The sequence below is a fragment of the Streptomyces xylophagus genome (assembly GCF_000716435.1).
In the GTDB taxonomy this organism is placed as follows: domain Bacteria; phylum Actinomycetota; class Actinomycetes; order Streptomycetales; family Streptomycetaceae; genus Streptomyces; species Streptomyces xylophagus.
In genome coordinates this window covers 81,802-103,562 of sequence record NZ_JNWO01000037.1, presented here as the reverse complement: position 1 = coordinate 103,562, position 21,761 = coordinate 81,802, and the positions used below count along the sequence as shown (strand labels likewise).

18 protein-coding genes are annotated in these 21,761 nt (G+C 69.4%); 11 read left to right on the top strand and 7 right to left on the bottom strand.

From position 1 onward, the window contains the following. Window positions 1-91 precede the first annotated feature (91 nt). Window positions 92-355, bottom strand: a complete 264-nt coding sequence (locus OO70_RS45890) for a WhiB family transcriptional regulator (protein WP_003975777.1) — start codon at window positions 353-355, stop codon at window positions 92-94. Window positions 356-961: 606 nt separating this feature from the next. Between OO70_RS45890 and OO70_RS45880 the strand changes: the two genes are divergently transcribed. The 4 genes from OO70_RS45880 (at window position 962) to OO70_RS45865 (ending at window position 4,928) form a co-directional block, all read left to right on the top strand. Then, the gene (locus OO70_RS45880; protein WP_043686086.1) at window positions 962-1,471 is read left to right on the top strand and encodes a cysteine dioxygenase; all 510 of its coding nucleotides are present in this window, start codon (window positions 962-964) and stop codon (window positions 1,469-1,471) included. Window positions 1,472-1,558: 87 nt separating this feature from the next. Then, window positions 1,559-2,518: a 2-phospho-L-lactate transferase gene (gene cofD, locus OO70_RS45875; RefSeq protein WP_043686084.1), complete on the top strand. Its 960-nt coding sequence runs from the start codon at window positions 1,559-1,561 to the stop codon at window positions 2,516-2,518. Further along, window positions 2,515-3,828, top strand: coding sequence for a coenzyme F420-0:L-glutamate ligase (locus OO70_RS45870; RefSeq protein WP_043686081.1), 1,314 nt, complete (start codon window positions 2,515-2,517; stop codon window positions 3,826-3,828). Before cofD ends, OO70_RS45870 begins: the two co-directional genes overlap by 4 nt. A gap of 128 nt (window positions 3,829-3,956) precedes the next feature. Next, window positions 3,957-4,928: a DNA-3-methyladenine glycosylase family protein gene (locus OO70_RS45865; RefSeq protein WP_043686079.1), complete on the top strand. Its 972-nt coding sequence runs from the start codon at window positions 3,957-3,959 to the stop codon at window positions 4,926-4,928. Window positions 4,929-5,031: 103 nt separating this feature from the next. Here the strand turns inward: OO70_RS45865 and manB are convergent, their stop codons facing one another. Both manB and OO70_RS45855 read right to left on the bottom strand, forming a co-directional pair. Next, a complete protein-coding gene (gene manB, locus OO70_RS45860; RefSeq protein WP_043686077.1) occupies window positions 5,032-6,114 on the bottom strand; it encodes a mannose-1-phosphate guanylyltransferase in 1,083 nt (360 codons plus the stop codon). Window positions 6,115-6,219: 105 nt separating this feature from the next. Further along, on the bottom strand, window positions 6,220-7,539 hold the full coding sequence (locus tag OO70_RS45855; protein WP_043686076.1) for a peptidoglycan recognition protein family protein: 1,320 nt from the start codon (window positions 7,537-7,539) through the stop codon (window positions 6,220-6,222). Between the two features lie 139 nt (window positions 7,540-7,678). Between OO70_RS45855 and OO70_RS45850 the strand changes: the two genes are divergently transcribed. The 4 genes from OO70_RS45850 (at window position 7,679) to OO70_RS45835 (ending at window position 13,428) form a co-directional block, all read left to right on the top strand. Further along, on the top strand, window positions 7,679-8,422 hold the full coding sequence (locus OO70_RS45850) for a TIGR03089 family protein (RefSeq protein WP_043686135.1): 744 nt from the start codon (window positions 7,679-7,681) through the stop codon (window positions 8,420-8,422). A 204-nt stretch (window positions 8,423-8,626) separates the two neighbouring features. Continuing rightward, window positions 8,627-9,811 carry an LCP family protein gene (locus tag OO70_RS45845; protein WP_043686073.1) on the top strand — a complete coding sequence of 395 codons (1,185 nt, stop codon included), beginning with the start codon at window positions 8,627-8,629 and terminating at the stop codon, window positions 9,809-9,811. 208 nt (window positions 9,812-10,019) lie between these two features. Beyond that, on the top strand, window positions 10,020-11,747 hold the full coding sequence (locus tag OO70_RS45840) for an LCP family protein (RefSeq protein WP_199827533.1): 1,728 nt from the start codon (window positions 10,020-10,022) through the stop codon (window positions 11,745-11,747). A gap of 130 nt (window positions 11,748-11,877) precedes the next feature. Then, complete coding sequence (locus OO70_RS45835; RefSeq protein WP_043686133.1) at window positions 11,878-13,428, top strand: LCP family protein; 1,551 nt, start codon at window positions 11,878-11,880, stop codon at window positions 13,426-13,428. A 31-nt stretch (window positions 13,429-13,459) separates the two neighbouring features. On the opposite strand, the gene OO70_RS45830 is transcribed toward OO70_RS45835, so the two are convergent. Beyond that, complete coding sequence (locus OO70_RS45830) at window positions 13,460-14,509, bottom strand: glycosyltransferase family 2 protein (protein WP_043686069.1); 1,050 nt, start codon at window positions 14,507-14,509, stop codon at window positions 13,460-13,462. A 126-nt stretch (window positions 14,510-14,635) separates the two neighbouring features. Here OO70_RS45830 and OO70_RS45825 point away from each other — a divergent pair, with 126 nt between their 5' ends. Next, window positions 14,636-16,075, top strand: coding sequence for an LCP family protein (locus OO70_RS45825; protein WP_199827532.1), 1,440 nt, complete (start codon window positions 14,636-14,638; stop codon window positions 16,073-16,075). Between the two features lie 65 nt (window positions 16,076-16,140). Here the strand turns inward: OO70_RS45825 and OO70_RS45820 are convergent, their stop codons facing one another. After that, the gene (locus OO70_RS45820; RefSeq protein ID WP_051742230.1) at window positions 16,141-16,665 is read right to left on the bottom strand and encodes an acyl-CoA thioesterase; all 525 of its coding nucleotides are present in this window, start codon (window positions 16,663-16,665) and stop codon (window positions 16,141-16,143) included. Window positions 16,666-16,785: 120 nt separating this feature from the next. Between OO70_RS45820 and OO70_RS45815 the strand changes: the two genes are divergently transcribed. Then, complete coding sequence (locus OO70_RS45815; RefSeq protein WP_043686059.1) at window positions 16,786-18,081, top strand: LCP family protein; 1,296 nt, start codon at window positions 16,786-16,788, stop codon at window positions 18,079-18,081. 17 nt (window positions 18,082-18,098) lie between these two features. Here OO70_RS45815 and OO70_RS45810 read toward each other — a convergent pair whose 3' ends face one another. Both OO70_RS45810 and OO70_RS45805 read right to left on the bottom strand, forming a co-directional pair. After that, complete coding sequence (locus OO70_RS45810) at window positions 18,099-18,926, bottom strand: class I SAM-dependent methyltransferase (protein ID WP_043686130.1); 828 nt, start codon at window positions 18,924-18,926, stop codon at window positions 18,099-18,101. A gap of 76 nt (window positions 18,927-19,002) precedes the next feature. Next, the gene (locus OO70_RS45805) at window positions 19,003-20,160 is read right to left on the bottom strand and encodes an acyl-CoA dehydrogenase (protein ID WP_043686057.1); all 1,158 of its coding nucleotides are present in this window, start codon (window positions 20,158-20,160) and stop codon (window positions 19,003-19,005) included. Window positions 20,161-20,338: 178 nt separating this feature from the next. Between OO70_RS45805 and OO70_RS45800 the strand changes: the two genes are divergently transcribed. Continuing rightward, window positions 20,339-21,682: a UDP-glucose dehydrogenase family protein gene (locus OO70_RS45800; protein ID WP_043686054.1), complete on the top strand. Its 1,344-nt coding sequence runs from the start codon at window positions 20,339-20,341 to the stop codon at window positions 21,680-21,682. Window positions 21,683-21,761: the final 79 nt, after the last annotated feature.

Below are 21,761 nucleotides of genomic sequence, written 5' to 3'. Positions count from 1 at the left end.
GGCACAGCGACGGCCCGCCGCCTGTGGATAACCCAGCTGCGACGGGCCGTTCAGTAGGTCCCGAGGTAGATCCCGAGGTGTGCCGTCCGGTTCAGACGGCGGCCTTCTTGAGCCGGCGGCGTTCGCGCTCGGAGAGGCCGCCCCAGATGCCGAAGCGTTCGTCGTTGGCGAGGGCGTATTCGAGGCACTCGGAGCGGACCTCACAGGCGAGGCAGACCTTCTTGGCCTCGCGGGTGGAGCCGCCCTTCTCGGGGAAGAAGGACTCGGGGTCGGTCTGGGCGCACAGCGCGCGCTCCTGCCAGCCGAGTTCCTCGTCCGCGTCGTCGACCAGCAGTTGCTGCACCAGCTCGGTCATGTGCGCCCCTCGTCTGTCTTTCGCGTCCCCGTGATGTAGCCGTTACCGATGTCGGCTGAACGACACGAGTGAAATTACAAGTGTGCTGCTCCGGGCGAGTCAAGCCGAGATCTGCTATTGGGCCCCTTATTCACTCTGCGGAACCAAGGCCTAGCGGAAAGTGTTCAAATCGGCATAAACCTTGACAAGCAGAGGAGACCCTCGTGGGCCTCCTACCCCGGGACGGAGCCTGTACGGGGGAGGACGCCCAGGAGTTCGATCTCGTTCCACTGGGGTTTGTGCGCCCGGTTGTGCGCCATGTGTCCCGGTAGGCGACTGAACAAACCTTTCACCTCGGAGATGAACCGGATGAGGTGAAACATGTCCCACATACCGGGCGTCGAGTTGACAGTGCGGGTGTGAACCGATGTTCTTGTGGGCATGCTCGCGAACTTGGCACTCACCTCGACCCGCACCGCCGGGTCCCTCGGTGCTGCCCACGCTCGCTGCAGCTGTTGTTGCTGTTCCGGCTGTTGAGCCCCACGCGCTCCGGCCCCCCTTGCTTGTCTGTTTGGTGACACCCATCCCCCGCCGTTACTTCTTACGCCGAGGAACCACCGCACCCCCATGAACAGCGACAGCGACCTCCAGATCGCCGGCGACATCCTCGAAGTCCCGCACCTCCTCCAGGCCCGGCGCGAACACCCGGCCACCGTGGCCGAGTTCGTCGGCCTGGCACGCTCCGTCGCCGCCGACCGCTCCCAGTGGGAACACCTCGTCGAGTACGACGCGACGACCCGCTGGTACCACCGGCTGCGCACCGGACCCGGCTACGAGGTGTGGCTGCTGTCCTGGGTGCCCGGACAGGGCAGCGGACTGCACGACCACGGCCCCTCCTCCGGTGTGCTGACCGTCCTGGACGGCACGCTGACCGAGCGCACCGAGCGGGGCACGCGCGCGTTGGGGGCGGGCGCGCAGCGGGTGTTCGCGCCGGGGTACGTCCACGAGGTTGTCAACGACACCCTCGAACCGGCCATAAGCCTGCACGTCTACTTCCCCGGCCTGACCGAGATGCCGATGCACACGGCCTGCGCGCGGCGCACTGGTTCGGAACCGGTCGACGCCGTGACCGCCTGATCGGAACCGGTCGATGTGGTGGCCGTCCGGTTCGCGATGCGGTGACTGCCTGCCGCGTTGTCACACCCGCCTGCAAGACTTGTCCCCATGCGCATTGTGGTTCTGGCAGGCGGTATCGGTGGTGCCCGGTTCCTGCGCGGTCTCAAGCAGGCCGTGCCGGACGCGGACATCACGGTGATCGGCAACACGGGGGACGACATCCACCTCTTCGGGCTGAAGGTCTGCCCGGACCTCGACACGGTGATGTACACGCTCGGCGGCGGCATCAACGAGGAGCAGGGCTGGGGTCGGGCCGACGAGACCTTCCACCTCAAGGAGGAGCTCGGGGCGTACGGGGTCGGGCCGGAGTGGTTCGGGCTCGGCGACCGGGACTTCGCCACGCACATCGTGCGGACGCAGATGATCGGCGCCGGATTTCCGCTGAGCGCGGTCACCGAGGCGCTGTGCGACCGCTGGAAACCGGGAGTGCGGCTCATCCCCATGACGGACGACCGCGTCGAGACGCATGTCGCCGTCGAGGTGCACGGCGAGCGCAAGGTGATCCACTTCCAGGAGTACTGGGTACGGCTGCGCGCGTCCGTGGCCGCCGAGGCGGTCGTGCCGGTCGGTGCCGAGCAGGCCAAGCCCGCGCCCGGGGTCCTGGAGGCGATCGCGGAGGCGGACGTCATCCTCTTCCCGCCGTCCAACCCGGTCGTCTCCGTCGGCACCATCCTCGCCGTGCCCGGCATCCGCGAGGCGATCGCCGACGCCGGAGTGCCCGTGATCGGCCTCTCCCCCATCGTCGGGGACGCGCCCGTGCGCGGGATGGCCGACAAGGTGCTCGCGGCGGTGGGCGTCGAGTCCACGGCCACGGCGGTGGCCGAGCACTACGGCTCCGGGCTGCTCGACGGCTGGCTCGTCGACACCGTGGACGCGGCGGCCGTACCGGACGTGGAGGCGGCCGGCATCCGCTGCCGGGCCGTACCGCTGATGATGACCGACACCGAGGCGACCGCGCGGATGGCGCGGGAGGCGCTGGCGCTGGCGGAGGAGGTGCGGGCGGCATGAGCGAAGTGCCACCGGTGGAGGGTTACCGGGTCTGGGCCGTGCCCGGGATTCCGGAGGTCGCGGCCGGGGACGACCTGGCCAAGCTGATCGCGGCGGCCGAGCCCGGGCTCGTCGACGGGGACGTGCTCCTCGTCACCTCGAAGATCGTGTCCAAGGCGGAGGGTCGGGTCGTCGAGGCGGCCGACCGGGAGGCCGCGATCGACGCCGAGACCGTACGGGTCGTGGCGCGGCGCGGAACCCTGCGGATCGTGGAGAACCGGCAGGGGCTGATCATGGCCGCCGCCGGGGTCGACGCCTCCAACACCCCTGCGGGCACTGTGCTGTTGCTGCCCGAGGACCCGGACGCGTCCGCGCGCGCGATCCGCGACGGGCTGCGGGACGCGCTCGGCGTCACCATCGGCGTCGTCGTCACCGACACCTTCGGGCGGCCCTGGCGCACGGGGCTCACGGACGTCGCGATCGGCGCCGCGGGGGTGCACGTGCTGGACGATCTGCGCGGGGGTGCGGATGCGTACGGCAATCCGCTGAGCGCGACGGTTGTGGCGACGGCGGACGAGCTGGCCGCCGCGGGTGATCTTGTCAAGGGCAAGGCCTCGGGGTTGCCGGTCGCGGTGGTGCGGGGGCTGCCGCATGTAGTGACCGGGGACTACGGAGCGGGCGCTCGGGCCATGGTGCGGGGTGGGCGCGACGACATGTTCCGGCTGGGGACGTCGGAGGCGGTACGGGAGGCGGTGACCCAGCGTCGTACGGTGCGGGCCTTCACGGACGAGCCGGTCGACCCCGGTGCGGTACGGCGGGCCGTGGCCGCGGCGGTGACCGCGCCGGCGCCGCATCACACGACGCCGTGGCGGTTCGTGCTGCTGGAGTCGGCGGAGTCGCGGGGTGCGTTGCTGGATGCGATGCGGGACGCGTGGGTCGCGGATCTGCGGCGGGACGGGAAGTCCGAGGAGTCCATCACCAAGCGGGTGCGGCGGGGGGATGTGCTGCGCGGGGCGCCGTATCTCGTGGTGCCGTGTCTCGTCATGGACGGGGCGCACACGTACGGGGATGCGCGGCGGGACGGGGCCGAGCGGGAGATGTTCGTGGTGGCGGCGGGGGCGGGTGTCCAGAACTTCCTCGTGGCGCTTGCCGGGGAGCGGTTGGGGTCGGCGTGGGTGTCTTCGACGATGTTCTGCCGGGATGTTGTGCGGGATGTGTTGGGGTTGCCGGAGGGGTGGGATCCGATGGGGGCGGTGGCTGTGGGGCATGCGGCGGAAGCGCCTGCGGCTCGGAGTGAGCGGGATGCGTTGGCTTTTGTCGAGGTGCGCTGAATCGCCGTTGGGGCTGGTCTCGTTTGCGGGTGCGGGTCGTATGTGGCTGGTCGCGCAGTTCCCCGCGCCCCTGTGGGTCTAGGCTCATCAGACTCTTCAGGTAACTCGCCTCACCCCTGGATCTTGCCGTGGCCGGACGTTTTGCTTCTCGGCCCACTCGTACGACTGTGCGGGGTGGGGATGTTGCTGTTCCTGGGCTGGTGCGGAGTTGGGTGCCTGGCGGGGTGCTTGATCTCGGGCTGGTGCTCGGGCCGTTGCGGCGGGGGCCCGGGGATCCCACGTTTCGGGTGGACGCGGACGGGGCTGTGTGGCGGGCCAGTCTTACGCCTGTCGGGCCGGGGACGTTGCGGGTGTCCGCTCACGGGGGTGAGGTGCGCGGGGAGGCCTGGGGGCCTGGCGGGGATTGGCTGTTGGAGCGGTTGCCGGAGATGCTCGGGGCCGCCGACGACCCGGACGCGTTCGTGCCTCGGCATCGGCTTGTCGCTGTTGCTCGGCATCGGCGGCCGGGGTTGCGGTTGACGCGGACCGGGCTGGTGCTGGAGTCGTTGATTCCGTCCGTGCTGGAGCAGAAGGTGACGACCGACGAGGCGTATCGGGCCTGGCGGTTGTTGGTACGGACGTTCGGGTCGCCGGCGCCTGGGCCTGTCGGCGGGCGGATGTGGGTGATGCCGGCGCCTCGGGCCTGGGCGTTGATTCCCTCGTGGGAGTGGCATCGGGCCGGGGTCGACGACAAGCGGGCCTCGACGATTCTGCGTGCCGTACGAGTTGCTGCGCGGCTGGAGCAGGCGGGGGCGATGTCTGCGGAGGATGCGCGGGCTCGGTTGGAGGTGGTGCCGGGGGTGGGGGTGTGGACGTCCGCGGAGACTGTGCAGCGGAGTCATGGGGCGGCGGATGCGGTGACTGTGGGGGATCTGCATCTGCCGGGGATCGTGGGGTGGGCGTTGGCCGGGGATCGGGACGCGGATGACTCGGTGATGTTGTCGTTGCTGGAGCCGTATGCGGGGCAGCGGCATCGGGCGGCTCGGTTGATTCTGCTGAGCGGGCGTACGCCTGCGCGGCGGGCGCCGAAGATGCCTCGCGGGGACATCGGGAAGTTGTGAGAGTGCGGGTGGGAGGGGGCGCGGGTCCTCCTGGGGGCTCCGCCCCCAGACCCCCGGCCTATGCCCGCCCACCACCCGACTCGGTAAGTCGAAAAGTCCCCTCCTACTGATCCGAAGAGAACCTCACCGCCCCCGCCGGAATCCGCGCATCGCACCACACCCGCATGCCGTCGCGGAGTTCGTTGTCGGCGCCGATGATCGCGCCGTCGCCGATGACCGTGCCGGTGAGGACGGAGCGTTCGCCGACTACGGCTCGGGTGCCGATGAGGGAGTCGGTGATGACGGCGCCGGGTTCGATGACGGCGCCGGGGAGGATGGTCGAGCCGAAGACCCTCGCGCCCTCCGCCACGAACGCGCCCTCGCCCACCACCGTGCCGCCGGTCACCTTGGCGTCGGGGGCCACCCGGGCGGTGGGGAGGACCAGGCGGTCGCCGCAGCGGCCGGGGATCGCGGGGGACGGGGCGCGGCCCAGGACCAGGTCCGCCGAGCCGCGGACGAAGGCCGCCGGGGTGCCGAGGTCCAGCCAGTACGTCGAGTCCACCAGGCCCTGGAGGTGGGCGCCGGCGGCGAGGAGGTCCGGGAACGTCTCCCGTTCCACCGATACCGGGCGCCCGACCGGGATCGTGTCGATGACCGAGCGGCGGAAGACGTACGCGCCCGCGTTGATCTGGTCGGTGACGATCTCCTCGGGGGTCTGGGGCTTCTCCAGGAAGGCCAGGACGCGGCCCGTGTCGTCCGTGGGGACCAGGCCGTAGGCACGGGGGTCCGTGACCTTCGTGAGGTGGAGGGAGACGTCCGCGCCCGTCGTCTCGTGGGTGTCCACCAACGCCCTGATGTTCAGGCCGGTGAGGATGTCGCCGTTGAAGACCAGGACCGGGTCGTCGGGGCCGGAGTGGAGGCGCGAGGCGACGTTGCGGATCGCGCCGCCCGTGCCGAGGGGCTCGTCCTCCGTGACGTACTCGATGTGGAGGCCGAGGGACGAGCCGTCACCGAAGTGCGGTTCGAACACGTCCGCCAGATAGGAAGTGGCCAGGACGATGTGGTCCACGCCCGCCGCTCTCGCTCTCGCCAGCTGATGCGTGAGGAACGGCACCCCCGCCGCCCTGACCATCGGCTTCGGGGTGTGCACCGTGAGGGGGCGCAACCGGGTGCCCTTGCCGCCGACCAGGAGGATCGCTTCTGTCACCTGTCGTCTCTGCTTCCTGCCGGGACCGGCCGAACTGTCCATTTCGGCCGGCCAGTGTATGCGGACCGTGCACGCGTCCCGCAGACCCCTCCCCGGCGCCCCCTGTCAGCGGCCTTGGAAACGGGCCGACGTGGAGCGGGCCGAGCCGAGTTTGCCGTAGAGCTGCCGTCCTGGGCACTCCGTGGCGAACCCGTCCCGATGGCCGGAGATCACATTGAGTCGTACGTTCTTTCCTTTTCGGTAGAGATTGCCACCCGCGGACTTCAGGTATGTCTTGCCGCGCGGATTGACGCCGTAGAGCCCGAGCTTCCACGCGGTGAGCCTGGCGATGGCCGTCACCGCCGCCGCGGACGGTTTGGCGCTGCCGAAGGTTCCGAGGACCGCGATCCCCATGCTGTCGGTGTTGAAACCGAGGGTGTGGGCGCCCAGGACCGCCTTCGTCACTCCCCCGGCGCGGCCCTCGTAGATGGTTCCGCACTTGTCGACGAGGAAGTTGTAGCCGATGTCGCGCCAGCCACTGCTCTTGACGTGGTAGCGGTAGATACCACGAATGACTGAAGGCGCTTGCGAGCAGCGGTAGTTGTTGCCGGTGGCGGTGTGGTGCACGAAGACCGCCTTGACCTTCTTCGTGTACACGAACCCCTTCTCCCGCAGCTTCTCGTCGGCGCCCCAGCCGCGCCGGGTGACGATCCGCGGCCGCGGCCCGATGTACGGCTGCGCCTTGCCGCGCAGGGCGACCAGTTCCCGTTCGGTCGCCTGCTTGCTCAGGGCCGGGATCTCGGTGGCGGCGAGGCGGGGCGTGGCGGTGCGGTTGGCGGTCGCGGGGCGGGCGCCCGCGGGTTGGGCCTGCGCCGCGCCCGGGTCCACCAGTTCCAGGTGCAGGCCGGTGGGGAGGAGCGACGGCTGTTCGTCGGTGTTTCCTACGGTCCGTGTCGCCGCCCCGGTCGCTCTTACGCGTACGTCCACTCCGTCCGAGTCGCCCACCCACAGCGGGGCCGTGGAGCCGTGGACGTGACCGGAGGTGCGTTCGGCGGTGCCGGGGTCGGCGCCGTGGTCCTCGTTGTGGGTGTCGACGTCCTGCCAGCCGGACCACTCGCCGGTGTCGGTGGCCCGGGTGCGGACCTGGACCTGACCGCGCAGTTCGGTGTCGGGATCGGTCCAGGTGACGCCGACGAGGGAGAAGCGGCGTACGTCGTCGCGGGTGAGGCCCTGTTCGGGGGCCGCGCCCAGGGTTCGGTCGCGGGTACGGGGGGTGAGGGGCAGCGACTGGGTGCTGCCGGGGAGGTCCGGTTCGGCGGTCGTCGACGCGGTTCTCGCGCCGCTCGTTGGCTGCGCCGCCGGTGCCGCGGCCGCGGGCAGGGTGAGCGGGAGGGCCAGTGCGGCCGCGCAGGTGACGCCGATCGAGGAAGCAAGGAATCCACGCATGCCCCTGATCCTGGACATAGTCATACATATCTGTCTATCCGGGAATTGACGGACCGTCGGCTGCGGTTCGTCCGAACCGGTGGTCCGGAGCGCCCGTGCGGGGGCGTGCGTCGGCGGGCGCCCGCGTACGCTTGCGCGGGTGAACGCCACCGATCGCACCCCTGCCGACCTGCTGCGTTCCGCGCTCGCCGCGGATCCCGGCCGTCCCCTGGTGACCTTCTACGACGACGCCACGGGGGAACGTGTCGAATTGTCCGTGACCACCTTCGCCAATTGGGTGGCCAAGACCGCGAATCTGCTTCAGGGGGATCTTGGGGCGGGGCCCGGTGATCGGGTCGTGGTGTTGTTGCCGGCGCATTGGCAGACGGCGGTGTGGTTGCTGGCGTGTTCGTCTGTGGGGGTGGTCGCGGACGTGGGGGGCGATCCCTCCGGGGCCGACGTGGTTGTCAGTGGGCCGGAGTCGTTGGACGCGGCGCGGGCGTGTGGTGGGGAGCGGGTTGCTCTTGCCTTGCGGCCGCTTGGGGGGCGGTTTCCGCAGACTCCCGCCGGGTTTGTCGACTATGCCGTCGAGGTGCCGGGGCAGGGGGATCGGTTTGTTGCGTTCTCGCCGGTTGATCCTGAGGAGCCCGCGTTGGTCGTGGGCGGGGTGGAGCTGACGGGGGTGGAGGTTGTTGAGCGGGCTCTCGGCGACGCGGGGGCGTTGGCAAGGGCTCGGGTGTTGTCGGGGCTGTCGTATGACACGTGGGAGGGGTTGAGCGTGGGGTTGTATGCGCCGCTCGCCACCGGGGGTTCCGTGGTTCTGTGTCGGAATCTGGCGGAGTTGAGTGAGGAATCGCTGGCCAAGCGGGTTGAGAGTGAGCGGGTGGCTGTTTCGCGCGTCTGAAGGGGGTGGCGAGGGTTGTTTGGCGGGTGCGGGCCGGTGGGGGCTTGTCGCGCAGTTCCCCGCGCCCCTAAAAGCGAAAGCACCAGTCACCCGAATGGGCCACCACCGCCCGCCCCCCTCACCCCATCCACGCCATGGTCGTAAGAGCAGAACCGCACGCAGGACCACACACTCTTACGACGGCCATGAGGGGTGGAACCGCACGTGTTCGACGACACCGCAGGAGGCGTTCTCGGGCCGGGTGCGGGGGTCTCCGCGTCCGGGGCGGGGCTCATACGTCGGCGGCGTCGGCGGTGGGTGCGGGGAGTGGGGGTCGGGGTCGCCGTGGTCGTCGTGGCTACCGCCGGTGTCGGATGGGCCGTCTACGCCAAGCTCGACTCGAACATCACGCCCGACAACGCTGCCGCCGCCGAGCTCGCTCGGTACGACAAGGAGCGGCCCACCGCGTTGGTGAAGGGGGCGCAGAACATTCTGCTGATCGGGTCCGACTCTCGGTCAGGGGACGGGAACGCGGAGTACGGGCGGGACTCGGGGACCGAGCGGTCGGACACGACGATCCTGTTGCATCTGGCGGCCGACCGGCGCAGCGCCACCGCCGTGTCGTTGCCGCGGGACCTGATGGTGGATGTGCCGGGGTGTCTGCGGCCGGACGGGACGCGGACCGAGCCGATGTTCGCGATGTTCAACTACGCGTTCCAGGTGGGGGGTTCGGGGTGCACGATCCGGACCGTGGAGAAGCTGACGAACGTGCGGATCGACCATCACATGGTCGTCGACTTTCATGGGTTCAAGGACATGGTCGACGCTGTTGATGGGGTGCAGGTCTGCCTTAAAGCTCCTATTCGCGACAAAGCCGCCAAGTTGGCGCTGCCTGCGGGGCGCGTGACCCTCGACGGGGAGCAGGCGCTCGGGTACGTGCGGGCGCGGAAGTCGCTGGGGAACGGCAGTGACACCGATCGGATGGACCGTCAGCAGGGGTTCCTGGGCGCGCTGGTCAACAAGGTACAGAGCGACGATGTGCTGTTCAATCCGGTGAAGTTGTATCCCGTGTTGGACGCGGCGACCTCGTCGCTGACCACCGATCCGGAGCTGGCCAATCTGCGCGGTTTGTACGAACTGGTGCGCGGCTTGCGGAACATCCCCACCGAACATGTGCAATTCCTCACCGTTCCACGGGAGTCGTACATCTACAACGCAAATCGCGACCAACTCGTGGAGCCCGAGGCCGAAAAGCTGTTCGCCCGGTTGCGGGCCGACGCAACGGTCGCCGTGACCAAGGAAGTTCCGCTGGATTCAGGGGCAAACGGCAGTAATGCGGCGCCTGTTGGCGGGGCCACGCCCGCGCCCACGTTTCGTGGGAACACCGCCGCCGAGGACACCTGCGGGTAATGCGCTCACCGAGTCGACGAACCTTTGTTCCGAAAAATAGGGCGGATTGACCGGTTGTAGGGACGTGGAATTTGTCACCACAGTCACTTGCCGCTCAACTGGACGGATAGTGTGAGCGATCCGGTGTGCTTGCCGCACCGGATGAACGAGACCCGAGCGCCTGGAGGGGGAAGGCGCCGCGTGGCCCCGACGGAGGATTCGGTAAACCGTGGACGCGCAAGGCCGTGGGCGGGCGGACAACATCGACCCCGCAGACCAGTGGGTACTCAATCCGAACACTGGTGAATACGAACTGCGACTGACTCCTTCCACACCGCAGTCAGCGGTGCCGGGGCCCCGTAGAGCCACTGTGCAGAACCGCAGTGTGGCGGCGCCGGAGCGGGAGGCGGTCCCGAGGACCCCTGGGCGTGAGGTGCCGGCGCCGCGCAGACGGCGGGGTGCGCCCGAGGAGCCACCGGGGCGGCGCGGGCGCCGGCCGGTGAAGAAGAAGGCCAAGGGCAAGAAGATCCTGATGTGGACCGGTGGCGGTCTGGCCTTCGTGCTGGTCGCCGTCTCCGCGGCCGGATACCTCTACATCAAGCACCTCAACGACAACATCACGGCCGTCTCCGACGACGGCGCGAGTACCGGTGGCTTCAGCAAGGGCAAGGCCATCAATCTGCTCGTCATCGGCACCGACAAGCGCACCGGTGCGGGCAACGAGGGCTACGGCGACGCCGGCAGCGTCGGCCACGCGGACACCACGATCCTGCTGCACGTGTCCAAGGACCGCTCGAACGCGACCGCGCTCAGCATCCCCCGTGACCTGATCACCGATGTCCCGGACTGTCAGACGGCCCAGTCGGACGGCACGACCAAGGTCATCCCGGGCACGACGAGCGTCCGCTTCAACACCAGCCTCGGCCAGGACGGCCGTACGGCGAGCTGCACGGTGCGGACGGTCACCGAGCTGACCGGGATCCAGCCCGACGACTTCATGGTGGCCGACTTCAACGCCGTGAAGACGCTGACCGACGCGGTCGGCGGGGTCGAGGTCTGTCTGGCGAAGAACATCGACGACTCCGACTCGCACCTGAAGCTGTCCAAGGGCACGCACAATCTCTCGGGCGAGCAGGCGCTGGCCTTCGTGCGCACCCGGCACTCGGTCGGCTTCGGCGGTGACCTGAGCCGGATCACGCTCCAGCAGCAGTTCCTCAGCGCGCTGATGCGGAAGCTGAAGTCCAACTCCACACTCACCAGCCCCACGAAGATGCTGAAGCTGGCCGAGGCCGGCACCAAGGCACTGACCGTCGACGAGAACCTCGACTCCATCAGCAAGCTGAAGGACCTCGGTCTGGAGCTGGGCAAGCTCAACCCGAAGAACCTCACCTTCACCACCGTGCCGGTCGTCGACAACCCGGCGGAGAAGACCCCGGTCACGGTCGTGCTCAACAGCACGACCGCCCCGCAGGTGTTCTCCCTGATCAAGAGCGACACCTCCTTCACCGCGGTCAAGCAGCAGGCGGCGAAGGAGAAGGCCGCCGTGGCCGCCCGGCTCAAGGGCACCAAGTCCGCCGCCTCCGCGGTGCGGGTGCGGATCCTCAACGGAGGGGCCGTCGCCGGCAGCGCACAGGAAACTCTTACGTGGCTGCAGAATGATGAGGGCGTGCTCAAGTCCGAGAACGCGGGCAACGCTCCGGCGGCGCTCGCGAAGACGACCCTTGAGTACGCACCCGACCAGGCGGACCAGGCTCGTAGGCTCGCCGCCATCATGGGCCTCTCGGGGTCCGCGATGAAGCCGGGCAAGAGTGTGATCAACTCCCAGGGTCTGCCGGCGATAACGCTGACCCTGGGCAAGGACTTCAAGGGAGCCGGCGTCCCGCTCACCTCGACCGCGGGGTCGACGCCGGAGGGGGTCCAGAAGTCCACGGCGGACAAGGTTGAGTGCGCCAAGTAAGTGACCACACGGGTCCGTTCCGCGTCTAACAGGGCGCGGGGCGGACCCGTGCGTCAGGGCGCGGCGTGGGAGGGGTGGGGACTTGACTCAGAGCAGCGTGCGCGGGGAGGGGCCGGCGATCGAGGACACGATGTCCCTCGCGCCGGTGGACGGGAAGAGACCGTCGGACACGGAGGCGGGCAGACGCAAGGGCCGTAGACGGCGCGCCTTGCGCTGGTCCGCGATCGTCCTCGCGGTGGTCATACTCGGGACGGCCGGCGCCGGATACCTGTACTACGAGCACCTCAACCACAACATCAAGAAAGACCCCCTGAACATCGGGGACGAGAAGGACAGGGCGGCCCAGTCCAAGGCGAACGCGGCCGGGCAGACCCCGTTGAACATCCTGCTGATCGGTTCGGACGCGCGGGACTCCGCGGAGAACCAGAAGCTCGGCGGCGCGAAGGACACCTTCGGCACCCCGGCCCGCGCCGACGTCCAGATGCTGCTCCACGTCTCCGCCGACCGCTCCAACATGTCGGTCGTGAGCATGCCCCGTGACACCTTGGTGGACATCCCCAAGTGCACGGACCCGGACACCAAGAAGACGTACGCGGCCGAGACCGACGTCATCACGAACGACTCGCTGGGCCGCGGCGGCCCCGGCTGCACGGTGGCGACCTGGGAGAAGCTGACCGACATCCACATCGACCACTTCATGATGGTCGACTTCTCGGGTGTGGTGTCGATGGCCGACGCGATCGGCGGGGTGCCGGTCTGCGTGAACGCCAACATCTACTCGCACACCTCCTCCGGCAAGGGCTCCGGCCTGAAGCTGAAGGCGGGCACGACGTCCGTGAAGGGCAAGCAGGCCCTGCAGTGGCTGCGGACGCGCTACGGCTTCGAGGACGACACCGACATCGCGCGGACCAAGGCACAGCACCAGTACATGAACTCGATGGTCCGCCAGCTGCGCGAGAACGCCACGCTGAGCAACCCGACCAAGCTGCGCAGCCTCGCCGAGACGGCCACGAAGGCGATCACCGTCGACAACGGTCTCGGGACCGTGGCCAAGCTGTACGACCTGAGCAAGGAACTGAAGAAGGTTCCGACCAGCCGGATCACCATGACGACGATGCCGTGGGAGTACTCGGGCAGCAGCGGCCGGGTGGTGCCCAAGCCGGCCGACGCGGAGAAGCTGTTCCGGCTGGTCCGCGAGGACATCGCGCTGGACGGCAAGGACAAGAAGAAGACGACCACGGCGGTGAAGGCGTCCACCGATCCGGCCGCCGCCGACGACCAGATCGCCGTACAGGTGGAGAACGGCACCCGGACAAGCACGACGAGCGCGGTGCGGGGCCGGGCGACCGCGGTGGCCGGACTCCTCGTCGGCAAGGGCTTCAAGGAGGCGGTGGCGGACTCGTCGGCGATCCTCAGCGAGGCCACGACGGTCGTCCGCTACCCGAGCGCCGACCTGGAGGGCGACGCCCAGCGGGTCGCCAAGGCCCTCGGCATCCCGACGAGCGCGGTGAAGAAGTCGACGAGCGTCTCCGGGGTCACCCTGGTCGTCGGCGCGGACTGGAGCACCGGGACGACGTACAAGGCACCGGCCGAGGACGACACGACCCCTGCGTCGGCCGACGTCCTCAACGGCTCGGACACCACGGCCTGTATGCACGTCGACCCGAACTACGTCTGGTAGCAGTCCGGGTCGTCGTTCTCTGTGGCGGTGCTCAGCTGTTGGACGGGCTGAGCACCGCGGGCCGCCGGGACGCGATGACCCTGCGCGCAAGGGACTTGGGGCTGGTGAGGAAGCCGTAGCCCCAGGACATGTGCATCGTGGCGAGGGCGACCGGGATCTGCAGGCGCGCCTTCAGGGAGAGGCCCTTGCCCGCCGGGAGGGAGCCGAGGGTGATCGCCGCGAGGTAGCCGGCCGGGACCAGGAAGCCCCAGGGGGTCAGGGCCGCGCCGACCACGATGCCGGCCGCGATCGCGCAGACGGCGGTCGGCGGGGCGAGGTAGCGCAGGTTGATGGAACCCTCGTGGTAGCGGGCGACGACGTGCCGCCAGCGGCCGTAGTCCTTGTACTGCTTGGCCAGTGCCTTCACGCTCGGCCGCGGGCGGTACGACACCTTCAGCTCCGGCGAGAACCAGATCAGGCCGCCCGCCTCGCGGATGCGGAAGTTCAGCTCCCAGTCCTGGGCGCGGATGAACTCCTCGTTGTAGCCGCCCTGTTGTTCCAGTGCCTCGCGGCGGAAGACGCCGAGGTAGACCGTCTCGGCGGAGCCCGCTTCCCCTCCCGTGTGGAAGGCCGCGTTGCCCACGCCGATCTTCGAGGTCATCGCGGCGGCGACCGCGTCCTCCCAGGCGTTCTCGCCCTCGGCGTGCATGATGCCGCCGACGTTCTGCGCGCCGGTCTCCTCCAGGAGCCGTACGGCGGTGGCGATGTAGTTCGGCGAGAGCATGCCGTGGCCGTCGACGCGGACGACGATCGGGTGGCGGGACGCCTTGATCGCGGCGTTGAGGGCGGCGGGGGTGCGGCCGGCCGGGTTCGGGACGGTGTGCACGCGCTTGTTCTCAGAAGACGCGGTTTCGCGTACGAGTTCGGCCGCGATCTCGTCCGTGCGGTCCTGCGAGGGACCGAGGGCGAGTACGACCTCCATCTCGCCGGCGTACTCCTGCTCGAGGATCGCTTGGACGGCTCCGCGCAGATGCCGCTCCTCGTCGAGGACGGGCATGATCACAGAAACGGCGGGGAGTCGCACGTCGGGCTTGGCGTTCATAGGGGGCTCACGTTACCGCGAACGGGGGACACCGATGCGCCCGGCCGGGGCGGTGCCGGTAGTCGCAGATCGTATGGGCCTACGGTGCTCAAGATCCCACGTTCGGCCCTCGCGGAGGTGTCCCCCATGCCCACGCCGCCCCGCCGCTCCCCCGCCGCCCGTCCCCCTCAGCGCCGCCCACGGCCCCCCGTACGGCCGAAGAAGAAGCCGCGCTGGGCCATGCGGGCGGCGACCACGCTGTCCGTGGTCGTGCTCGCCTCCGCGGGGATCGGGCACGCGGTGGTCACCAGCCTCGACGCGGACATCGCGCGCGTCGACCCGTTCAAGGACATGAAGAACCGGCCGCGCGCGGGCCACGGCATGAACGTCCTGCTCGTCGGCACCGACGGGCGCGACAAGATCACCGAGGAGGAGCGGCACAGGTACCACCTCGGCGGCGCGCCCTGCCACTGCACCGACACGATCATGATCGTGCACATCTCGGAGGACCGGGAGCACGCCAGCGTGGTCAGCCTGCCGCGCGACTCCTACGCGGAGGTACCGGGGATCCCAGGCCGTCCCGCGCACCCCATCAAGATCAACGCGGCGTACGCGGAGGGCGGCCCGAACCTCACCGTCCAGACCGTCGAGAGCATGACCCACGTGAAGATCGACCACTACCTGGAGGTCGACTTCACCAGCTTCATGAGCACGGTCGACGTGCTCGGCGGCGTGAAGATCTGCACCGCCGAGCCCCTGAAGGACTCGTACACCGGCCTCGACCTGCCGGCCGGTTCGCACACGCTGATGGGCGGGCAGGCCCTGCAGTACGTCCGTTCCCGGCACGTCGACGGCGCCTCCGACCTCGGCCGGATGAAGCGCCAGCAGCGTTTCCTGGCGGCGCTGATCGACCAGGCCACCTCCTCCGGGGTGCTGCTGAACCCGCTGAAGTTCCGTGACGTGACCCGGGCCGTGCTCGGCTCGGTCCGCGCGGACAAGGGCTTCGGCACCGACGAACTCCTCGACCTGGGGCGGGCGATGCGCAACTTCTCGCCGTCCTCCTCCGAGTTCACCACCGTGCCGATCGGGCAGATGGGATACGTCGTGAAGGGCATCGGTTCCACCCTGAAGTGGGACGAGCCGAAGGCGGCGAAGCTCTTCCAGGCCCTGCGCGACGACAAACCGCTGGCCGTGCACCGGGCGCCCCGCGCAGGCGCGGTGAAGGTGGACGTGGCCCCGCAGCAGATCCAGGTCCAGGTGGAGAACGGCACGGCGACGGGCGGCCTCGGCAAGCGGGTCGACGCGGCACTGGCGGCGACCGGGTTCCGTACGACGCACCAGCCGGTCAGCGCGGCCGATCGCACCGTACGACGGACGGTCGTCGTCTACGACCCCCGCTGGGACCGTTCCGCGAAGTCGCTCGCGGCGGCGCTGCCCGGGAGCGAGCTGCGCGCGGTGAAGGGGCAGGGGCCGGTGCTGAAGGTGATCGCCGGGAGTGACTTCCAGCAGGTCACGCGGGTGCGGGCGGCGGATGTGCAGCAGGGCGAGTTCGGGGTGGTGACGGGGGACGAGGTGGGGTGTTCCTGAAAAAGTGTGACACTTCAGCGATTTCTGTAACACTTTTTCCAGGAGGGTAGGTCACCTCCCGGGCCTCAGTCGTCGAGGCCCTCCGCCGCCCGCTTCTCGCGCAGTTCCATGATGGCGCGGCGGCGGGCCAGGCGGTGGGTGCGGCGGATCTGGGCCTCCTGGTAGCGGCGCTCGTCGCGCTCGGTCTCCGGGATCACCGGCGGCACCGCGCGGGGCTTGCCGTCGGCGTCGACGGCGGCGAAGACGAGATACGCGGAGCCGACCTGGGTGGCCGGGGTCGACTCGTTCCACCGCTCGGCCAGGACCCGCACGCCGACCTCCATGGAGCTCCGCCCGGTCCAGTTGACCTGCGCCTTCACATGGACGAGGTCGCCGACGCGGACCGGTTCCAGGAACGCCATCTCGTCCATCGACGCGGTCACGGCAGGACCGCCGCTGTGCCGCCCGGCGACGGCGCCCGCCGCGTCGTCGACCAGCTTCATGATCACACCGCCGTGCACCGTGCCCAGCAGGTTCGTGTCCGCGTTCGTCATGATGTGGCTGAGGGTGGTCCGGGAGGCGGACGTCGGCTTGCCCGGCAGGTCTGTCATGGACGCCACCCTATGCCGGGGTGGACATCTGCGGACTTTGTGTTGGCTTCGCAACAGCAGTGCCCTGATTTTCCTACGACCCTTGTATTGGACATGGTCGCAACCTGCACACTGGGCCCCATGAACGATTGGCCCGAGGGATGGTCCGGCGGCAACCGCGGCAACGAGTACGGACGCGGTAGCGCGAACGCACAGCCGGAGAGCGCACGTGTGATGCGTCAGGTACGACGCGGCCCCCAGGCCCCGCCGTACGGCGCCGGAGTCCCCCCGCAGCCGTCGTACACCAACGGCCAGGGCTACGACGAGGGCCAGAACGGCTACGGCCAGGGCGGCTACGACAACAACGGCTACGACGGCTACAACACCGGCCAGGTCTACGGCGGCGGTGGGCCCGGCGGACCGGAGGGCCCGGACGGCGGGCGGGGTCCGCGGCGCGCGCCGAACTGGCGCCGGCGGATCAAGTGGACCGCGATCACCGTGGTCACCGTGCTGGTCGTCACCACCGTGGGGACCTACTTCTGGGCCGACTCCAAGCTGAACCGCGACGTCGACCTGTCGAAGGTGATCGACCGGCCCGAGGCGGGCGACGGCACGAACTACCTGATCGTCGGCTCCGACAGCCGCGAGGGGCTGTCCGCGGCCGAGAAGAAGAAGCTGCACACCGGCTCCGCCGCGGGCAAGCGCACCGACTCGATGATGATCCTGCACGTGGGCGACAGCGGCGACACCCTGATCTCGCTGCCGCGCGACTCGAACGTCACGATCCCGTCGTACGTGGGCTCCACGTCCGGCAAGACGTACCAGAACACGGGCCGGCAGACGAAGCTCAACGCCGCGTACGCGGAGGACGGGCCGACGCTGCTCGTCCGGACCGTCGAGTACAACATGGGCCTGCACATCGACCACTACGTCGAGATCGGCTTCAACGGCTTCGCGGACATCGTGGACGCGGTCGGCGGTGTCACGCTCACCATCGACAAGGGCTTCAAGGACTCGTACTCGGGCGCCGACTTCAAGGCGGGCAAGCAGACGCTGAACGGCGAGCAGGCCCTGGCCTTCGTCCGTACCCGGCACGCGTTCGCCGCCTCCGACCTCCAGCGCACGAAGAACCAGCAGAAGTTCCTGTCGGCCCTGGCCCACCAGGTGGCGACGCCGGGGACCCTGCTGAACCCCTTCAAGCTCTACCCGACGCTCGGCGCCGGCCTGGACTCGTTGAGCGTCGACAAGGACATGTCGCTCTGGGACCTGGGGTCCATGTTCTGGGCGATGAAGGGCGTCAGCGGCGGCGACGGCACCTCGATGAACATGCCGATCTCGGGTTCCGTCGGCGGCAACCTCGTCTGGGACAAGGCGAAGGTCAAGACGCTGGTGAACGAGCTGAACAACGACCAGAAGGTCACAGTCTCCGGTAACTGAGGGACTGGGACGGGGTTTTACCGGGCCCTGCCGCACGCCAGCAAGGCGATGTGCGGCAGGGCCAACTCGTGTTCCCCTGCGGCGAATTCACCGGCCAACCGTGCGTACTCCTGCCTGATCCGGACGAGCGTCCCCTCCTCCTGCGAGGTGACGATGAGCCCGGCGGTGGCGACACCGGCCGCGGGTCCGCTCCACCACTCGTCCACGGTGGTGCGGTGGTCCCACTCCAGCTCGACCGCCTCGGCGTCGGCGAATCCCGCCTCGGTGAGCAGCTCCGCGAACCCGTCCGCCGTACGCCCGAAGTCCTCGGCGGGATCGAGCCGGTGCAGATCCTCCGGCACCACGGCCCCCGCCGCCGCGAAGGCCCGCCCGAACAGTTCCTGTCCGGCGCCGCGTCGGGCGCCCCACAGCGTCAGCGCGATCCGTCCGCCCGGCTTGAGTACGCGGCGCAGTTCGGCGAGGGCGGCGCGGGGGCGGCCGACGTGGTTGATGACGAAGTTGCCGAGGACGACGTCGAACTGGCCGTCGGGGAAGGGGAGTTCGGGCAGTACGGCGACCTGCGCCTCGACTCCCGCTGCCCGCGCGGCGGCCACCATCCCGGCGTCGGCGTCCACGGCCCGCACCCGCGCGCCTCGCGCCAGCGCGGCCAGGGCCGCCGTACCGGTTCCGGTGCCGACGTCGAGGACGTACGTGCCGGCGTTGACCTCGCCCGCGTCCAGGAGCCGCTCAACGGGGTGTGCGCAGAGCAGCGCGAAGCTCGCCGCGTAGGCGTCGGCGCGGCCGGCCCACATCGTGCGTTCGGCGGTGTCGAAGGTCTCTGTGGCCTGGGTCGGATCATCGGGCATGGGCCGCAGCATGCCCGACGGAGCGACGAGGGCACCCACGCGGGGTGCCCTCGGTACCGCTTGTCGTGCTCGTCGGTTACGGCAGGTTCCGCGCCATCACGATGCGCTGGACCTGGTTCGTGCCCTCGTAGATCTGGGTGATCTTGGCGTCGCGCATCATGCGCTCGACCGGGTAGTCGCGGGTGTAGCCGTAGCCGCCGAGGAGTTGGACCGCGTCGACCGTCACCTCCATCGCGACGTCCGAGGCGAAGCACTTGGCCGCCGCGCCCTGGAAGGTGAGGTTCTTGTCGCCGCGTTCCGAGGCCGCCGCGGCCTGGTAGGTGAGGGCGCGGGCGGCCTCGATCTTCATGGCCATGTCGGCGAGCATGAACTGGATGCCCTGGAAGTCGGCGATCGGCTTGCCGAACTGCTTGCGCTCCTTGACGTAGCCCTTGGCGTAGTCGAGGGCACCCTGGGCGATGCCGAGGGCCTGCGCCGCGATGGTGATGCGGGTGTGGTCCAGGGTCTTCATGGCCGTGGCGAAGCCGGTGCCCTCCGCGCCGATCATGCGGTCGGCCGGGATGCGGACGTTGTCGAGGTAGACCTCGCGGGTCGGGGAGCCCTTGATGCCGAGCTTCTTCTCCGGGGCGCCGAAGGAGACGCCCTCGTCGGACTTCTCGACGACGAAGGCGCTGATGCCCTTGCTGCGCTTCTCGGGGTCGGTCACCGCCATCACCGTGTAGTACTCGCTGACGCCCGCGTTGGTGATCCAGCGCTTCACGCCGTTGAGGACGTAGTGGTCGCCGTCGCGGACCGCCTTCGTCTTCATGCCGGCCGCGTCCGAGCCCGCGTCCGGCTCGGAGAGGGCGTACGAGAACATCGCGTCGCCCTTGGCGAGCGGGGTCATGTACTTCTTCTTCAGGTCCTCGGAGCCCGAGAGGATCACCGGGAGCGAGCCCAGTTTGTTCACCGCGGGGATCAGGGAGGAGGACGCGCAGACGCGGGCCACCTCCTCGATCACGATCACCGTGGCCAGGGCGTCCGCGCCGGTGCCGCCGTACTCCTCGGGTACGTGGACGGCGTGCAGGTCGTTCGCGACGAGGGCGTCCAGGGCCTCCTGCGGGAAGCGTGACTCCTCGTCCACCGCTGCGGCGTACGGCGCGATCTTCGCCTCGGCCAGTGAGCGGATCGCGTCGCGGAGCATGTCGTGCTCCTCTGACGGGCGGTACAGGTCGAAGTCAGCCGATCCGGCCAAGGTCTCTCACGCTCCAAGGACGCTGTGATGACGGTGCTAATTACTGTTAAGTAACCCAAATTTTAGGGGCCCGCCCACGGGAGTGATACGTGAGCTTGGCGACAGGGGGAAAGGTGCCCGTCAGGGCGTCCGACTATGCTCGGGCGCGCATCGCCCCCGTACCCCTTCTGGAGCATTCATGGCCCTCAAGATCACCGTGATCGGCACCGGCTACCTGGGCGCCACGCACGCCGCGGCCATGGCCGAGCTGGGCTTCGAGGTGCTGGGCCTTGACGTCGTTCCCGAGAAGATCGCGATGCTCCAGCGGGGTGAGGTCCCGATGTACGAGCCGGGGCTCGAGGAGCTGCTGCGCAAGCATGTCGCCGGGATCGAGGGGTCCAGCGGGCGGCTGCGCTTCACCATGGACTGGGCCGAGGTCGCGGAGTTCGGCGACGTCCACTTCATGTGCACGAACACCCCGCAGAAGCACGGCGAGTACGCCTGCGACATGTCGTACGTCGACCGGGCCTTCGAGCTGCTCGCCCCGCACCTCACGCGCCCCGCGCTGGTCGTCGGCAAGTCCACGGTCCCGGTGGGCTCGGCCGACCGGCTGGCCGCCTACCTAGCCGAGCACGCGCCCGTCGGCGCGGACGCCGAGCTGGCGTGGAACCCGGAGTTCCTGCGCGAGGGCCTCGCCGTCCAAGACACGCTGCGTCCGGACCGGATCGTGGTCGGCGTACGGAGCGAGCGGGCCGAGAAGCTGTTGCGCGAGGTGTACGCCGTGCCGATCGGGGCCGGGTCGCCGTTCGTGGTGACCGACTTCCCGACCGCCGAGCTGGTGAAGACGGCCGCGAACTCCTTCCTCGCCACGAAGATCTCCTTCATCAACGCGATGGCCGAGGTCTGCGAGGCCGCCGACGGCGATGTCGTGAAGCTGGCCGAGGCGATCGGGCACGACGACCGGATCGGGAAGAAGTTCCTGCGGGCGGGGATCGGCTTCGGCGGGGGCTGCCTCCCGAAGGACATCCGGGCCTTCATGGCGCGCGCCGGAGAACTGGGCGCCGACCAGGCCCTCACCTTCCTCCGCGAGATCGACTCCATCAATATGCGGCGGCGCGGCCAGATGGTGGAGATGACCCGCGAGGCGCTCGGCGGCGGGTCCTTCCTGGGCAAGCGGGTCGCCGTGCTCGGCGCGACCTTCAAGCCGGACTCGGACGACGTGCGCGACTCCCCCGCGCTGAACGTCGCCGGCCAGATCCACCTCCAGGGCGGCCAGGTCACCGTGTACGACCCGAAGGGCATGCCCAACGCGCTACGGCTGTTCCCGACGCTGGGCTACGCCGACACCGCCGTGGAGGCCGTACGGGGCGCCGATGTCGTCCTGCACCTCACGGAGTGGCGGGAGTTCCGCGAGCTGGACCCGGCGGCGCTCGGCGATGCCGTACGCGCCCGGGTGGTCCTGGACGGACGCAACGCGCTCGACCCGGAGCTGTGGCGGAAGGCGGGCTGGACGTTCCGCGCGATGGGGCGTCCTACGGCGTAGGTGGAGGTGGTGGGCCGGGCGGTGGCACGGGCGCTGGGCCGGCCCACGGCTCAGGCGATGGGCCGCCGCACAGCTCAGG

Coding starts and splice junctions, on each gene's coding strand:
- OO70_RS45890 (WP_003975777.1), bottom strand. CDS start 355: ATGACCGAGCTGGTGCAGCAACTGCTGGTCGACGACGCGGACGAGGAA.
- OO70_RS45855 (WP_043686076.1), bottom strand. CDS start 7,539: ATGCGTGGATTCCTTGCTTCCTCGATCGGCGTCACCTGCGCGGCCGCA.
- OO70_RS45870 (WP_043686081.1), top strand. CDS start 2,515: ATGAGCGAAGTGCCACCGGTGGAGGGTTACCGGGTCTGGGCCGTGCCC.
- OO70_RS45880 (WP_043686086.1), top strand. CDS start 962: ATGAACAGCGACAGCGACCTCCAGATCGCCGGCGACATCCTCGAAGTC.
- OO70_RS45830 (WP_043686069.1), bottom strand. CDS start 14,509: ATGAACGCCAAGCCCGACGTGCGACTCCCCGCCGTTTCTGTGATCATG.
- OO70_RS45820 (WP_051742230.1), bottom strand. CDS start 16,665: ATGACAGACCTGCCGGGCAAGCCGACGTCCGCCTCCCGGACCACCCTC.
- cofD (WP_043686084.1), top strand. CDS start 1,559: ATGCGCATTGTGGTTCTGGCAGGCGGTATCGGTGGTGCCCGGTTCCTG.
- OO70_RS45815 (WP_043686059.1), top strand. CDS start 16,786: ATGAACGATTGGCCCGAGGGATGGTCCGGCGGCAACCGCGGCAACGAG.
- OO70_RS45835 (WP_043686133.1), top strand. CDS start 11,878: ATGTCCCTCGCGCCGGTGGACGGGAAGAGACCGTCGGACACGGAGGCG.
- OO70_RS45800 (WP_043686054.1), top strand. CDS start 20,339: ATGGCCCTCAAGATCACCGTGATCGGCACCGGCTACCTGGGCGCCACG.
- OO70_RS45810 (WP_043686130.1), bottom strand. CDS start 18,926: ATGCCCGATGATCCGACCCAGGCCACAGAGACCTTCGACACCGCCGAA.
- OO70_RS45825 (WP_199827532.1), top strand. CDS start 14,636: ATGCCCACGCCGCCCCGCCGCTCCCCCGCCGCCCGTCCCCCTCAGCGC.